This window comes from Parasphingorhabdus sp., from assembly GCF_036568145.1.
In the GTDB taxonomy this organism is placed as follows: domain Bacteria; phylum Pseudomonadota; class Alphaproteobacteria; order Sphingomonadales; family Sphingomonadaceae; genus Parasphingorhabdus.
The window spans coordinates 1-14,094 of record NZ_DATCTC010000009.1; the positions used below are offsets into that span (position 1 = coordinate 1).

Genomic DNA, 14,094 nt, shown 5'->3' on the forward strand with positions numbered 1-14,094 from the left:
CCCTCCCCTGAAGGGGAGGGGCTATGGTCACCCTAATTTCTCCAAAATTTCGTCCGACACGCTGTAATTGCCGTGTACATTCTGGACATCGTCATCTTCTTCCAGAGCGTCGATCAGGTTCAGCAAAGTTTCGGCCTGCGCTTCATCGACTTCAACCTCTACCGTAGGCCGCCATGCGAGCTTTACGCTTTCCGCTTCACCAAGTGTTTTTTCCAAAGCACCGGCAACTTCGTGCAGATCTTCCATCGCGGTCCAGATTTCGTGGCCGTCTTCATCGGAAGAAATATCTTCCGCTCCGGCTTCCATAGCCGCTTCCAGAACCTGTTCTTCGTCACCCGCAGATGCCGGATAGCTGATATAGCCGACCCGTTCGAATCCGTGGGATACCGAACCTGTCTCACCCATATTACCGCCATTGCGAGAGAATATGGTGCGCACATTGGTCACGGTGCGGTTGATATTGTCGGTCAATGTTTCAACGATCAACGACACGCCGCCGGGGCCAAAGCCCTCGTAACGGACTTCCTTGTAATCATCGCCCTCATTGGCCGATGCCTTGTCGATGGCGCGCTGAATATTGTCCTTGGGCATGGATTGCCCCTTGGCGTTGTTCACGGCCAGCCGCAGACGCGGGTTCATGTCGGGGTCAGGCATACCCGATTTTGCTGCCACGGTGATTTCGCGGCTGAGTTTCGAGAACATTGCCGAACGCTTTTTATCCTGCGCGCCCTTGCGGTGTTTGATGTTATTAAATTTACTGTGGCCTGCCATATTTTCTTAAACTTCCAATCTAGTCATTGTGCAATTACGGCGGTTCCGGATGCGGATACCATCAACATTGATCCCTTGTCGCCGACAACCTCATAGTCAAGATCGACGCCGACCACGGCATTGGCCCCCAGTTTTGCGGCCTCATCCTGCATTTCCTGTAGGGCTTCATCCCGTGCACGTTTCAGGACATTTTCATATTTGCCGGAACGGCCGCCGACAATATCCGTGATGCTGGCAAACAGGTCGCGGAAAAGATTGGCCCCGACAATAACCTCCCCGATCACAATACCGCGATAATCGCTTATCGTCCGTCCTTCGATACTGGGGGTTGTGGTAACAATCATATTTCGGCTCCCTGCTGCCTAAAGAAGTGATATTACTCTATAGATCAGGCCAAACCAAGCGCTGACTTATAGACATCAAGTATTGCTTCCATTTCCTGGCGGTCATGGGGCTCCATTTTACGCAGACGGACGATCTGCCGCATGATTTTTGCGTCATAACCCTGTGATTTTGCTTCGGAATAAACATCACGAATATCGTCGGCTATGCCCTTTTTCTCTTCTTCCAGACGTTCGATACGCTCAATAAACAGACGGAGCTGGTCCGCGGCGACATTGCCTTCGCTCATTATTTCATTCCCTAACAATATTTGAAATTTGATATTCAGATTCGCAACGCCTTCTAAGAGGCAGATGCGTTTTTGGCTATGCTTTCCTGCATAAGTTGCAGCTTTTCCGGTGTCGCTTCGCTTTGATATTTTTTCTTCCATTCTGCAGCGGGCATACCGTGTATCGCCTCACGCGCTTCATCCTTGGTCATATTACCGCCAGCTTCATTCGTGGCCTCCATAACCCAGTCGGCAAGGCAATTGCGGCAAAAACCGGCAAGACCCATCAGGTCTATATTTTCCGCGTCATGGCGGTGCTGCAAATGGGTAACAAGACGCCGAAAAGCGGCCGCGGCGGCTGTATCAGAAATTTCTTGTGTCATGTGGGGCACTCCCATTGCTTTTTGTTTTTACCCTGTCATTCTTTGCGGCTAACAGACACGTACTCAACATATCAAAAGCACCAGCAGACAGGAATTTTCGATGGTATCGCATATGATCCCCCGTGACCGCAAAGTAAAGGTGCTCGCAACCCTCGGTCCGGCCAGCGGAAGCCCCGAAATGATCGAAAAACTCTACCGCGCCGGGGTCGATGCCTTTCGCATGAATATGAGCCACGGGGAGCATAGCGCGCATGCCGAAAACGTAAAATCCATCCGCGCTCTGGAAAAGAAGGTCGGGCGGCCCATAGCCATTCTCGCGGATTTACAGGGGCCGAAACTACGCATCGGTACTTTTGCCAAAGCGCCAGTGATGCTGGAAACCGGTGCGACATTCACGCTCGACCTGAACAAGGCAAAGGGCGATACCAATCGCGTCGGCCTGCCCCATCCGGAAATTATCGAAACATTGCAACCCGGCCATACATTATTGCTGGATGACGGTAAAATCCGGCTGGTCGTCACCAAAACGGACGGTAAATCCGTGGAGACACAGGTCATTGTCGGCGGCCCGATATCGGATCGCAAGGGCGTGAATGTCCCGGAGGTTGTATTGCCGGTCAGCTCACTCACCGAGAAGGACCACAAGGATCTGACCTTTGCCCTGAAACAGGACGTGGACTGGATCGCGCTGAGTTTCGTGCAGCGCCCCGAAGATGTTGCCGAAGCCCGTCGTCTGATTGGCGGCAAGGCGGCTCTACTGGCAAAAATTGAAAAACCGGCGGCGATAGACCGGCTGGAAGAGATATTGGAGCTGTCAGACGCAGTCATGGTGGCGCGCGGCGATCTGGGCGTTGAATTGTTGCCTGAACAAGTGCCTCCGCTGCAAAAGCGTATTGTGGCCGCTGCGCGTAAACTGGGCCGACCGGTGGTTGTCGCGACCCAGATGCTGGAATCGATGATTACATCGCCCACCCCCACCCGCGCTGAAGTATCGGACGTTGCCACCGCGATTTATGACGGCGCGGATGCAATCATGCTGTCTGCGGAATCGGCAGTTGGGAAATGGCCGATCGAAGCGGCGACAATGATGGACCGGATTGCGAACCAGGTGGAAAGTGATGCTTCCTATGCCGATCGCATCCATTTCACCGAAACCGTGCCGGATGCTACCACCGCCGATGCGCTTGCCGCCGCCAGCTATAATATTGCGCGCACCATCCCGACTTCGGCGATTGTCTGTTTCACCAAATCCGGTTCGACCGCGCGCCGTATGGCCCGCGAGCGTCCTTCTGTGCCATTGCTGGTGCTGACACCTGATCGCCACACCGCCCGGCGCGCTGGCCTGTTATGGGGCGCGCATGCTGTCGTCACCCGCGATGTCAGCGATTTTGAAGAAATGGTTGCCAAGTCCAAACGCATGGCTCTTCGACACAAGCTGGGTGAGGCAGGGTCGCGTATCATTATCAGCGCGGGCGTTCCCTTTGGCACGCCGGGATCAACCAATCTGCTGCATGTCGTGCGGTTGAGCGGAAATGAATTGAAGGGCAAGTAGGGGCCCTGACTTTGGAACATTTTGCTGTCATTATATTTCTTGCCCTCGGCTTGGCAATGGATGCGTTTGCGGTCGCGGTTGCCCAAGGTGCTGCGGGGCATAGTTCTACGCTTAATGCCATCCGGACAGGTTTGGCTTTCGGCGTGGCCCAGGGGCTGATGCCCATTTTCGGCTGGTTACTTGGCAGCACATTTGTATCGCAGATTGCGGCATTCGACCATTGGATCGCGCTGGTCCTGCTTAGCGGGCTAGGGCTTAAAATGCTTTGGGAAGCGCGTCCCGGGGGCGAGGATGAGCCTGCCCCGAAACTTTCGGGATGGGCACTGGCAACAGCAGCGGTGGCGACCAGCATTGATGCTTTGGCGGCCGGCATTACATTCCCTACGCTCGAGCTGCCGGTTATATGGACCTGTATCGTGATCGGGGCGATTACCGGAATATTATCAGCCGCTGGCGTCTTTATCGGTGGAATCGCCAGCTCCCGCATCGGGAAATATGCCGAGGTCATGGGCGGCATCATACTCATCGCTTTGGGGATCAAAATCTTTATCGAGCTACAAATATAGCGATGTGATACTTTCCGCCAACCGCCTCTCAAAACCGCGCAGCGGACAATTTGCCTGCGGGGAAGCGCCCGCCGATCGGAATGGCTTTCGCTTCCTTCTCACGCCTGCCCAAATAGGTATCAAGCCCGATTTGCAGCGCAACCAGCATATAAACAAAGGGCTGAAAAGCGACGCCGACAAACAGGGATCCGGCCATATAAATGATATGTGCATTTTGCAGAGCGACGGCCAGCGGTGCGACCCATGTATCGCCCGGCTTCGCGCTGCTGCGATAGCGCCGATACAGCACTTCCATGCGCCAGATGCCGCCCAAGTGGATGAACAACCATAGGATAAGACCGGGATAGCCCTGTTCCCCCAGCATCTCGAAATAGCTGCTGTGAAAAGCGCGGCCTTCATCCGTCACTTCTACCGGACCAGTATCTTCCAGATCATATTCATATTCGTTCCCTGCCTCATTCTCGCTTTTGTCCGGAACCAGTTCATAGCGCAGCTTGTTGAGCCGATAGACATTGAATCCGCCGCCCATCGGGTTGGCGTTGGCATATTCTATGGTCCACTCCCACACAGCGATGCGGGTGGAGGCGGATTCGTCGGCTTTGTAATTCTGGATTGTTCCCATGCGTTCCGAGAAGCTTTGTGGAAGGAATGGAATCACCAAAAGGCCAGCCGCAATGGCCAGCCCGGCATAGAGAAAACGGTATTTGACGAAGCGCAGTTGTAATAACGCCAGCACGGCGATGCAGACCAGGCCGGTGCGGGCTTGCGTGCCTATGGGAATTAAAAGGGCGGCGAAAACCAGGGCCAAGGTGAAATATTTGACGCGCCAGTCCGGCGGAAAAATCGTGCCGTGTTTCGACAGCCATAGCATCAGCGGGATGATCGCAATCGCCACCATGGAAATGATGGAGCCCTCATAAAGCCCGGAATTGTCGTTGACCAGCAGGACCAGCGCACCATAGCCGCCCCCCGATGCCAGCGTCTTGATACCGCCGGTGATAATCAGCGTGGCGGCGCTCAGCACCATGAACAGCGCCAGCGCTTCTATCCTGAGCTTTGTCCTGAGCGTCAGCGGCAGGAATATCGCAAAGACCAGCGCCTTCCATACCCAGTCCCACTTTTCCATCGCATCTTCGGGCAAGGCACCCTGAAACGTGGTATATCCGCAATAGATCAGCAAGATGACCATCGCACCCTGCCGCACCGAAAAGCGGCTGTCCTGCTTGTCATCGGCAATGATGTAACCCAGAAAAGCCGCGGCAAAAACCAGCAGCGACAAGGGTATCGAATTGAGCATGAAATAGCTCAGCCGCTGCGGTGCGACAATATCGATATAGGCGTATATCAGCGTAAAAATAAACGGCCGCTTGAAAGCCAGAAGCAAAAGCAAGAGCAGATAGCCGACGAAAATCAGGTCACGCATCGGGGCGGTCCCGACTGCTTGGTCGCTTCATGTGAAAGCCTGTAGGCTGCCGATCCGGTTCGGGTGGTTCCTCTTGATCCAGATCGGGACGATGAATCAGCCGCCATACCGCAATGAGCAGCAAGCCATGTGTCAGAGCGATGGAAAGATTATCGATCATACGGGGTCAGGCGGCCTTACGCTAATGCACCAGATTCATGTCACTAACCTGGGCGATACAGGCTTTGGGTTGACGGGACGTTAATCCTTTTTGGGCAAGGAATTTCGCCATGACGCGGATTCTGCACATACTGGACCACAGCCTGCCCCTGCACAGCGGATATTGTTTCCGCACCCGGACCATTATGAAAGCGCAGATCGCCAGCGGCCTGCAAGTCGCCGCTGTAACCGGTGTACGCCAGAACCAGCATGGCTATGAAGCCAAGGCTCCTTTGGAACATTCGGACGGGCTGGAGTTTTACCGCACTTTGACGAAGGTAAACGGCCCCTCCCCGATTCGCGAGTGGCGCGAGATAGCGGCGCTTGCGGATCGTATCGTGCAAGTCGCAGATGAATGGAGGCCGGATGTACTGCACGCCCATTCGCCGGCGCTTAACGGGCTTGCCGCCTTGCGCGGTGCACGAAAGACCGGCCTGCCCCTGCTCTATGAAATACGGGCGTTTTGGGAAGATGCCGCGGTCGGCAACGGGACGGGCCGTGAAGGCAGTCCGCGCTATTGGCTGACGCGGCAGATGGAAAACCGCGTTGTTCATGCGGCCGATGCGGTGGCTGTTATTTGCGAAGGCCTGAAATCCGACCTGGTTTCGCGGGGCGTCGATAAAAGCAAGATCACCGTTTCCCCCAATGGCGTTGACATGGACCTGTTCGGCAATCCGCCTGCACCGGATGAAAATCTGCGCCGGGAATTGGGACTGTCGGGCAAATCCGTGCTCGGCTTCATCGGCAGTTTCTATGATTATGAAGGGCTTGATGACCTGATCGCGGCCATGCCGATGCTTCAAAAGCTAAGCCCGGAAGCGCATCTCTTGCTCGTCGGGGGTGGTCCGATGGAACAAGCCCTTAAGCAGCAGGTGGCTTCCTCCCCCGCTGCATCTGCCATTACCTTTACGGGCCGCGTGCCGCACGAAGAGGTAGAGCGATATTATAGCCTGATGGATGTCATGGTCTATCCGCGCAAATCGATGCGACTGACCGAATTGGTCACTCCGCTCAAACCCCTGGAAGCCATGGCGCAGGGGCGGATAGTGGCAGCGTCAGATATTGGCGGTCACCGCGAACTGATAGAAGACGGTGTGACAGGGACTTTATTCCCCGCCGAATCGCCTGAAAAAATGGCGCAAAAACTGGGCGAATTGCTCAAAACTCGTTCCTCTTGGCCACAAACCATTGAAACAGCACGAAAATTTGTTGAAGCAGATCGTAACTGGTCGTCAAACATTTTGCGTTACCATCCTGTTTACCAAAGGCTGATAGCGCATAAATCCTGTAAGCGGGCAGCCTGAAATGACGGAAAATATTGTGGGGCCTATGAATCAGAATATCGCACGATTGAAACAACCCGCTCTGGTCTTAACGGCAGGCATCGGGGCTGCATTGGCCATCATGGGACTGCCGCATGTCTATCTGGAAAATATCGTCGGCGCGGCTGGACTGCCCGATCTGATACCCGCCGCATCACCGCCGCTGGGTAACACTGCGCGCGGATTGGTCGCTGCAATGGCCTGTCTGGTGGCGGCATCGGCCGTTTATTATTTTTTAAATCGCAAAGGGGAATCCCAAATGACCTTGGCACTTCCGGAAAATATCGAGCATGCTGATCCAATGGAACAGGGGCAGCGGAAAGAAAGAAAAATCCGCTTCGGCTTGCCAAGGTTCGACGCCCGGTCGCTGACCCGTTTTCTGAAAAAACCGAAAAGCGATAGAGCGAGAATCATGGATCTGGCCGATTTGCCGCAGCTAAGGATACTCAGCCGCGAAGACGGTGAAGAGTACACGGGCAATTATAGCGAATATAGCGCCTTTAGCGAAACGCCCGTACGCGCGCCGATTTTTGCCGAAAGCGAAGAATTGCCGGTTGATAACTTGACCAGCGACGATCCGGTTTTTGAAGAATCTGTTTCTGCCATGGAAATACCGGTCGAAGAAACAGTAGCTGAAACGCCTCCGGTAGAGGAGTTGCCCGTAGAAGCGGTTGAAGAGACACAGGCCGATGACTTGGCAAATCTGACCATCGCCCAGCTCGCTGAACGTCTGGAGGCCGGCTTAAACCGCTTGAAGCAGCTTGAAACTGTTCTAGTCGGTGATGCTCCTGAGGCCCCGACTTTTGCCCAGCCCGATTATCCACAACCGCAAGTTTCGGAACCTGTGGCAACGCCGATCAACCAAGCGCGGGTCCATCAGGACGCAGGCCAGCGGGAGAATATGGAGTCTTCCCGTCAGGCCGATATGGATGCTGCATTGAAAGCGGCTTTGGGCACATTGGAAAAAATGACAGCCCGCTAGGTTCCAACCGGGCAGACAGGATCAATAATCGATAGAATCTCGATGGTCATTCCATCGACCAATATGTCGGCGACGAAATGACCGGGCAGGTCAAATTCATGTTCGGCGATTTGGTCAGCAAAGGAAGGCGGCAGCGTTGCTTCCCCTCCCTTGGCCTGGCTAATCAACAGACTATGACGGATTCCCGAAAAGGTGATACTGGCCCAGGGTCTTTCCCTGACCATCTGCACATCATGGCTGGGTCCAGCCAGCGCCCTGATTTCCTCTATCAATAGAGAACCCACATCCTTGCGGTGAATTTTCTGTGCGCTACGTGGATTATGTCCGTTTTTCTGTTCAACGCGCATGGTCGCTCCGCCACTTGTTCATGAAATGTTCTACTTTTAGTGAAATTTTTTTACCCGGTTCGCGGCCATTACGCAGGTCGTCAACAAAACGGGGATCGCGGACGGACAAGCGTCCAAATTTGGTCCACGCCATACCGGTTTCACGCAAGAATTTTTCTATTTCCCTCAGTAAATACATTGGCTGTCCTCCATATAGCGCCGGTCGTTTGATGCCATCTGATGCAGAGAACCCGCTTCCCGGCGACTCGCTTGCAATAGGTATATTCCTATTTGAGATGATATTTCCTACATGTCTAGGATATTTCCTATTGCCAATTCCGGTCAGATGGAATATAGTTAATATATGGCCCAGAAATCCTTTGCCCCTGACGACAATTTCCCGGGTGATGATCCGCGTGCCAATCTGGAGCATCTGATCCGGCAATATGGCCACGATTTTTCATCATTATCGCGGATGCTCGGCAAAAATCCCGCTTATATCCAGCAATATATAAGGCGCGGGACACCGAAAAAACTGGATGAGGAAGACCGTCGGAAACTGGCGGAATTTTACGGCGTGGATGAACAGATACTGGGCGCTGCCCTGCCTGCCCATATCGGCGCCCCGCACGCGGCCCGGGCAAATCACGCCATAGGAAACATGGTCCAGATCAAACAGCTAGAGCTTGGCGCATCCGCCGGTCCCGGCAGTTTGGCCGATGACGAACAGCCCCGGAACAGCATGGCCTTTAGTGCCAAATGGCTGAAACAGCTTGGTGCTGATCCGGCGAAACTATCGCTGATCTCTGTCGATGGCGATTCGATGGACCCGACATTGTGCGACGGCGATGATATCATGGTCGATCATAGCGCCGCCGAACGGCCACTGCGCGACGGAATCTATGTTCTGCGTATGGACGATGTTCTGCTGGTCAAGCGGCTGGCGCTGCGCCCGTCGGGGAAATTGTCGATCCGCAGCGATAACAAGCGCTATCCCGACTGGGACGATATTGAACCGCAGGACGTCCAATTCATTGGCCGCGTGGTGTGGACCGGACGGCGGCTGTGAAGCACATGATCGCATCACACCCCTTGCAACTTAACCCGCACGCCGCCAAATAGCCATCATGACAGACGCTCCATTGAAGGCCGTAATCATTCCGGTCACCCCGCTACAGCAGAATTGCACGCTTTTATGGTGCACCAAAACCAATAAAGGAGCGCTGAGCGATCCCGGCGGTGATCTTTCACGGTTAAAAGCTGCGGTGGCGGAACATGGCGTCGAGCTGGAAAAGATCATCATCACGCACGGCCATCTTGACCATTGCGGACAAGCAGGAATGTTGGCCGAAGAGCTGGGCATACCCATTGAAGGGCCACATAAGGACGATTTGTTCTGGATCGAAAAGCTGGACGGCGACGGCGCGCGCTATGGGATGGAGGCAAAAAGCTTTGAACCCGACCGCTGGCTCAATGACGGCGACCAGGTCACTGTGGGTGAACTGGTGCTGGATGTTATCCATTGCCCCGGCCACACGCCCGGCCATATCATATTTTATCACGAACCATCGAAACTGGCCATCGTGGGCGACGTGCTGTTTCAAGGCTCGATTGGCCGCACCGACTTTCCGCGCGGCAACCATCAGGATCTGATCAACGCGATTACACAGAAATTATGGCCGCTTGGCGATGATGTGACTTTCATCCCCGGCCACGGCCCGACCAGCCAATTCGGTTATGAGCGCAAGACAAATGCCTTTGTCGCGGATGATGTACTGGCGGCGCGTTAAGAGCTGACTGAAAGCTCGCAATAGTCTATTCGCGCGGTTCGCTTCTGCGCTCCTTTTTCCGGCGCTCTTCCTTGCGGCGTTCGACACCTTGATAGTTCGGATCATCGGCTATCCGGCGATCAGACTGACGCCTGTCGCCTTGGTCGTGCTCGTTACGGTCTCCTGACATTACCATCCCCTTCCGTTAATGGCGCGCCCCGGATGACAGATTATAATATAAATATTAATACGCAATATAGAAACGGCGCGGCCGCATGACGGCGGGTGATTTATTGTTTCGTACCCGTTCCGTCGTGGCTTCGCCCGAAATCGGGCGCGGCGTCATCCTGACCTTCCTCGATAATCCGGCGGCGGATGGCGCGGGTTTTGGTGAAAAGGTCAAACAGTTCGTCACCCTTATCCCACCGGATCGCCCTTTGCAGCGCAGTCAGGTCTTCTGAAAAACGCTGGAGCATTTCAAGCACGGCATCCTTGTTAGACAGGAATACATCGCGCCACATCGTGGGATCAGAGGCCGCAATACGGGTAAAATCACGAAACCCGCCAGCGGAATATTTAATCACTTCGCTGCTTGTGACATGCTCCATATCCGATGCAGTGCCAACAATGGTATAAGCGATCAGGTGGGGCAAATGGCTCGTCACGGCAAGCACCAGATCATGATGCTTGGCGTCCATGATCTCGATATTCGCGCCCAGTTTTTCCCAAAAGGCGCGCACGCGTTCAATATCGCCTTCCTGCGCGTCATCGGGCGGCGTCAATATGCACCAGCGGTCATGGAACAGCGTCGCAAAACCCGCATCGGGCCCGCTATGCTCGGTTCCGGCAACCGGATGGGCGGGGATGATCCGTGCACCTGGCAAGGCGGCGGAAAGAGTGGCAATCACCTGGCTCTTGGAGGAACCAACATCGCTGATAACCGCGTCTGTTGGCAAGTCTGCGGTAATATCAGCCGCAATCGCCGCCATGGCGCCCACCGGCACGCACAGCAAAACAAGATCGGCATCTATGACAGCGGCACCGGCACTATCGGCAAGATCATCACAAAATCCCAGTTCCTGCACACGGGCAAGAACCGCCGGATCGGCATCATAGCCGGTCACGCGGGCAGAGGGCATGCTGGCCTTAACGCCGTGTGCAATGGACGATCCGATCAGGCCAAGACCGATAATAGTGATATTCGCAAATGGCAGCATCAGTCGGCAGCTTCCAATATGGCGCGCAGGGCATCCACAAAGCCGCGGGTTTCTTCCTCGGTTCCGATGGTGATACGCAAGCCGTTTGCCAGCCCCTGCCCCGGTAACCAGCGCACGACATAGCCTTTTTCCATCAGCGCCTTGTTGGCTTCCTCCGCAGAGACAGCCCCTTCAAACAGAACGAGCAGAAAATTGGTATGCGATGGAACGGCTCGCAATCCATGATTGCCCAGTGACTCGATTTCAGCCGTCATCCAGTCGCGCCATTGGCGGTTATGCGTCCGGCTCCGCTCGACAAAAGCGTCATCCGCCAAAGCCGCTAACGCTGCTTGCTGACCGGCGGCGGTCACATTGAACGGTTGCCGGATACGGTTCATCGCATCAATAATTTCAGCCGAGGCATAGCCCCATCCAATACGCTCGGCAGCCAGGCCGTAAATCTTGGAAAAAGTCCGTGTAACCAGAACGTTGGCTGCCGTGCGGGCCAGTTCCAGCGCACCGTCATCTTCCTCCGTGTCCAGATATTCGGCATAGGCCCCGTCCAGCACCAGAACGACATTGCCGGGCAGCGCATCATGCAGCCGTTTAATCTCCTGCGCGCTGGACAATGTGCCCGTCGGATTGTTGGGGTTGGCAAGATAGACCAGCTTTGTCCTGTCCGTAACCTTAGCCAGAATGGCGTCAACATCTGTGCCATAATCACGGTCATCCGCAACGACCGGTGTGCCGCCATAGCGCCTTGCAGCAATTTCATAGACTGCAAAACCATAGCGAACATAGATGATTTCATCGCCCGGACCGGTAAAGACATTGGCGACCAGTTGCAGCACATCATCCGAGCCCGTTCCGCAGATGATCCGTGCGGGATCAAGGTCATATTTCGCGCCAAGGGCAGCGCGCAACGCACTGGAACCACCATCGGGATAGCGGTCAACACTGGCTGACGCAGCCTTGATCGCTTCTGCCGCATCCGGGCTGCACCCCAGCGGATTTTCGTTGGCCGACAGCTTAATCAGCTTTTTACCGTCTTCATTCCCCGCCTTGCCGGGGATATAAGCGGCAATTTCCATGATCCAGTCTTTTGGCTGCGGTGTCAGATTTCCCATAAGAGGCTCTCAATTGATATCCAAATATTAGGCCGGACTAGCCTTCACAGCCTGTCAGTCAACAGCAATATCGTTTGACCGGCGGCAAATCCCGCCTTAGCCCCAGAAATATGAGTAAAATTATGAGTCAAGATGCGCGTTTCGGGTTAGATAAAACGGTCCGCCTGCTCGGACCATTACCGCTGGACAGCGGAGCCGCATTAACCCCGGTTGAAATCGCCTATGAAACCTATGGCCGTTTGAATGCAGATGCCAGCAATGCGGTTCTGGTTTGTCATGCGCTGACCGGCGATCAATATGTCGCCTCAACCCATCCCCTCACCGGGAAAGGTGGCTGGTGGACACGCATGGTCGGCCCCGGCAAGCCGGTTGATACCGACCGGTATTTTGTCATCTGCGCCAATGTGATTGGTAGCTGCATGGGTTCATCCGGCCCTGCGACAATCAATCCGGCGACCGGACAGCAGTGGGGCATGGACTTTCCGATGCTGACTATCGCCGACATGGTGAAGGCACAGGCCCTGCTCCTTGATTATCTGGCCATAGAGCGGCTTCATGCCGTCATTGGCGGATCAATGGGCGGAATGCAGGCGATTAGCTGGACCGCGCTTTATCCTGAACGGGTAAAATCTGCGGTTATCATTGCGTCCGCCGCGCGTCACTCGGCGCAGAATATCGCCTTTCACGAGGTTGGCCGACAAGCGATTATGGCCGATGCGCGCTGGCGCAAGGGGGCCTATTATGCCGATGACAACCCGCCAAGCAGTGGCCTGGCCGTGGCGCGTATGGCCGCCCATATCACCTATTTGTCGGAGGCCGGACTTACCGAGAAATTCGGGCGGCGGCTGCAAGACCGCTCTGCCAAGACATTCGGCTTTGACGCCGATTTCCAGGTCGAAAGCTATTTGCGGCATCAGGGGATCAGCTTTGTCGATCGCTTTGATGCCAACAGCTATCTCTATATTACGCGCGCAATGGATTATTTCGACCTTGCCGAATCACATGGCGGCACATTGGCCCATGCCTTCAAAGGCTCAAAAACACGGTTCTGCCTGATCAGCTTTGATAGCGACTGGCTCTATCCGACAAGTGAATCGCGCCGGATCGTCCATGCGCTGAACGCAGCGGGCGCGGCGGCGAGCTTTGTAGAACTGTCCAGTCCCTTTGGCCATGACAGCTTCCTGCTTGAAAATCCGGAAATGAACCGGATTGTCGACGGGTTTCTGAAGGCGGGAGATCCCCAATGACCAAACTCCGCCCTGATCTTCAGATTATCGCCGACAATATCATCCCCAATTCCCGCGTCCTTGACATCGGATGCGGTGACGGATCACTGATGGCGGCACTGCGCGACCAGAAACAGGCCGATGCCCGCGGGCTGGAAATTGACCCGGCCAATGTTGCCACGGCTGTTAGCAGAGGTCTTTCTGTGGTGCAGGGAAATGCGGACACCGACCTTTCCGCCTATCCGGACAACAGCTTTGACTATGCGATCCTCAGCCAGACTTTACAAACTACCCGCCGACCCGATGTGATGATCAATGAACTGCTGCGTATCGGCAAACAGGCCTTTGTCAGCTTTCCCAATTTCGCGCATTGGCGAGTGCGTATGGCCCTGTTTTTCGGTGGACACATGCCCGTCACGCGGCAACTGCCCGAACGGTGGTATGATACGCCCAATATCCACCATGTCACAATAAACGATTTCCGCGCGCTGGTTCGCGACGGTAAATTTCATCAGGAAAAGGAATGGTTTTTAAGCGGCGATAAGCAGACCGGACACGCGATGGCCAATTTGCTTGCCGAACATGCAGTATTTTTGCTGAGAAAATGATGAATACCAATCCCTTTAGAAAGGGATTTAAACCC

19 protein-coding genes are annotated in these 14,094 nt (G+C 54.8%); 8 read left to right on the top strand and 11 right to left on the bottom strand.

Annotated features, from left to right (window positions below; translation table 11 throughout):
• Nucleotides 1-27: 27 nt before the first annotated feature.
• The 4 genes from VIN76_RS01940 to VIN76_RS01955 are packed head-to-tail and all read right to left on the bottom strand — an operon-like array spanning nt 28 to nt 1,764.
• Nucleotides 28-771: a YebC/PmpR family DNA-binding transcriptional regulator gene (locus VIN76_RS01940; RefSeq protein ID WP_332040133.1), complete on the bottom strand. Its 744-nt coding sequence runs from the start codon at nt 769-771 to the stop codon at nt 28-30.
• Between the two features lie 23 nt (nt 772-794).
• The gene (locus VIN76_RS01945; RefSeq protein ID WP_332040134.1) at nt 795-1,115 is read right to left on the bottom strand and encodes a heavy metal-binding domain-containing protein; all 321 of its coding nucleotides are present in this window, start codon (nt 1,113-1,115) and stop codon (nt 795-797) included.
• Nucleotides 1,116-1,159: 44 nt separating this feature from the next.
• Entirely contained in the window at nt 1,160-1,402 is a 243-nt protein-coding gene (locus VIN76_RS01950; RefSeq protein ID WP_332040135.1) for a DUF2312 domain-containing protein, read from the bottom strand.
• Between the two features lie 53 nt (nt 1,403-1,455).
• Nucleotides 1,456-1,764 carry a DUF1244 domain-containing protein gene (locus tag VIN76_RS01955; protein ID WP_332040136.1) on the bottom strand — a complete coding sequence of 103 codons (309 nt, stop codon included), beginning with the start codon at nt 1,762-1,764 and terminating at the stop codon, nt 1,456-1,458.
• Between the two features lie 100 nt (nt 1,765-1,864).
• Between VIN76_RS01955 and pyk the strand changes: the two genes are divergently transcribed.
• Both pyk and VIN76_RS01965 read left to right on the top strand, forming a co-directional pair.
• Nucleotides 1,865-3,316, top strand: coding sequence for a pyruvate kinase (pyk, locus tag VIN76_RS01960; RefSeq protein ID WP_332040137.1), 1,452 nt, complete (start codon nt 1,865-1,867; stop codon nt 3,314-3,316).
• 11 nt (nt 3,317-3,327) lie between these two features.
• Entirely contained in the window at nt 3,328-3,882 is a 555-nt protein-coding gene (locus VIN76_RS01965) for a manganese efflux pump MntP family protein (protein WP_332040138.1), read from the top strand.
• Nucleotides 3,883-3,910: 28 nt separating this feature from the next.
• On the opposite strand, the gene VIN76_RS01970 is transcribed toward VIN76_RS01965, so the two are convergent.
• Nucleotides 3,911-5,305 (bottom strand): putative O-glycosylation ligase, exosortase A system-associated, encoded by a 1,395-nt coding sequence (locus VIN76_RS01970; RefSeq protein WP_332040139.1) that lies wholly within the window; start codon nt 5,303-5,305, stop codon nt 3,911-3,913.
• Nucleotides 5,298-5,465, bottom strand: a complete 168-nt coding sequence (locus VIN76_RS01975; RefSeq protein ID WP_332040140.1) for a hypothetical protein — start codon at nt 5,463-5,465, stop codon at nt 5,298-5,300. The genes VIN76_RS01970 and VIN76_RS01975 overlap by 8 nt, the downstream gene beginning before the upstream one ends.
• 109 nt (nt 5,466-5,574) lie before the next feature.
• On the opposite strand from VIN76_RS01975, the gene VIN76_RS01980 reads away from it, so the two are divergent.
• Both VIN76_RS01980 and VIN76_RS01985 read left to right on the top strand, forming a co-directional pair.
• Nucleotides 5,575-6,807, top strand: coding sequence for a TIGR04063 family PEP-CTERM/XrtA system glycosyltransferase (locus VIN76_RS01980; RefSeq protein WP_332040141.1), 1,233 nt, complete (start codon nt 5,575-5,577; stop codon nt 6,805-6,807).
• A 25-nt stretch (nt 6,808-6,832) separates the two neighbouring features.
• Nucleotides 6,833-7,807: a hypothetical protein gene (locus VIN76_RS01985; RefSeq protein WP_332040142.1), complete on the top strand. Its 975-nt coding sequence runs from the start codon at nt 6,833-6,835 to the stop codon at nt 7,805-7,807.
• Here VIN76_RS01985 and VIN76_RS01990 read toward each other — a convergent pair.
• Nucleotides 7,804-8,154: a hypothetical protein gene (locus VIN76_RS01990; protein WP_332040143.1), complete on the bottom strand. Its 351-nt coding sequence runs from the start codon at nt 8,152-8,154 to the stop codon at nt 7,804-7,806. The two genes, VIN76_RS01985 and VIN76_RS01990, sit on opposite strands and share 4 nt — an antisense overlap.
• Nucleotides 8,144-8,332, bottom strand: a complete 189-nt coding sequence (locus VIN76_RS01995) for a hypothetical protein (protein ID WP_332040144.1) — start codon at nt 8,330-8,332, stop codon at nt 8,144-8,146. The genes VIN76_RS01990 and VIN76_RS01995 overlap by 11 nt, the downstream gene beginning before the upstream one ends.
• A gap of 165 nt (nt 8,333-8,497) precedes the next feature.
• Here VIN76_RS01995 and VIN76_RS02000 point away from each other — a divergent pair, with 165 nt between their 5' ends.
• A complete protein-coding gene (locus VIN76_RS02000; RefSeq protein ID WP_332040145.1) occupies nt 8,498-9,202 on the top strand; it encodes a S24 family peptidase in 705 nt (234 codons plus the stop codon).
• 58 nt (nt 9,203-9,260) lie between these two features.
• Nucleotides 9,261-9,923, top strand: coding sequence for an MBL fold metallo-hydrolase (locus VIN76_RS02005; RefSeq protein ID WP_332040146.1), 663 nt, complete (start codon nt 9,261-9,263; stop codon nt 9,921-9,923).
• Between the two features lie 25 nt (nt 9,924-9,948).
• On the opposite strand, the gene VIN76_RS02010 is transcribed toward VIN76_RS02005, so the two are convergent.
• The 3 genes from VIN76_RS02010 to hisC all read right to left on the bottom strand — a co-directional run bounded on the left by VIN76_RS02010 (nt 9,949) and on the right by hisC (nt 12,225).
• Nucleotides 9,949-10,092 carry a hypothetical protein gene (locus tag VIN76_RS02010; protein WP_332040147.1) on the bottom strand — a complete coding sequence of 48 codons (144 nt, stop codon included), beginning with the start codon at nt 10,090-10,092 and terminating at the stop codon, nt 9,949-9,951.
• A gap of 100 nt (nt 10,093-10,192) precedes the next feature.
• Nucleotides 10,193-11,119, bottom strand: coding sequence for a prephenate/arogenate dehydrogenase family protein (locus tag VIN76_RS02015; RefSeq protein ID WP_332040148.1), 927 nt, complete (start codon nt 11,117-11,119; stop codon nt 10,193-10,195).
• Nucleotides 11,119-12,225 (bottom strand): histidinol-phosphate transaminase, encoded by a 1,107-nt coding sequence (gene hisC / locus VIN76_RS02020; RefSeq protein WP_332040149.1) that lies wholly within the window; start codon nt 12,223-12,225, stop codon nt 11,119-11,121. The genes VIN76_RS02015 and hisC overlap by 1 nt, the downstream gene beginning before the upstream one ends.
• 122 nt (nt 12,226-12,347) lie before the next feature.
• Between hisC and metX the strand changes: the two genes are divergently transcribed.
• Nucleotides 12,348-13,472, top strand: a complete 1,125-nt coding sequence (gene metX, locus VIN76_RS02025; RefSeq protein ID WP_332040150.1) for a homoserine O-acetyltransferase MetX — start codon at nt 12,348-12,350, stop codon at nt 13,470-13,472.
• Entirely contained in the window at nt 13,469-14,059 is a 591-nt protein-coding gene (gene metW / locus VIN76_RS02030) for a methionine biosynthesis protein MetW (RefSeq protein ID WP_332040151.1), read from the top strand. The genes metX and metW overlap by 4 nt, the downstream gene beginning before the upstream one ends.
• Nucleotides 14,060-14,094: the final 35 nt, after the last annotated feature.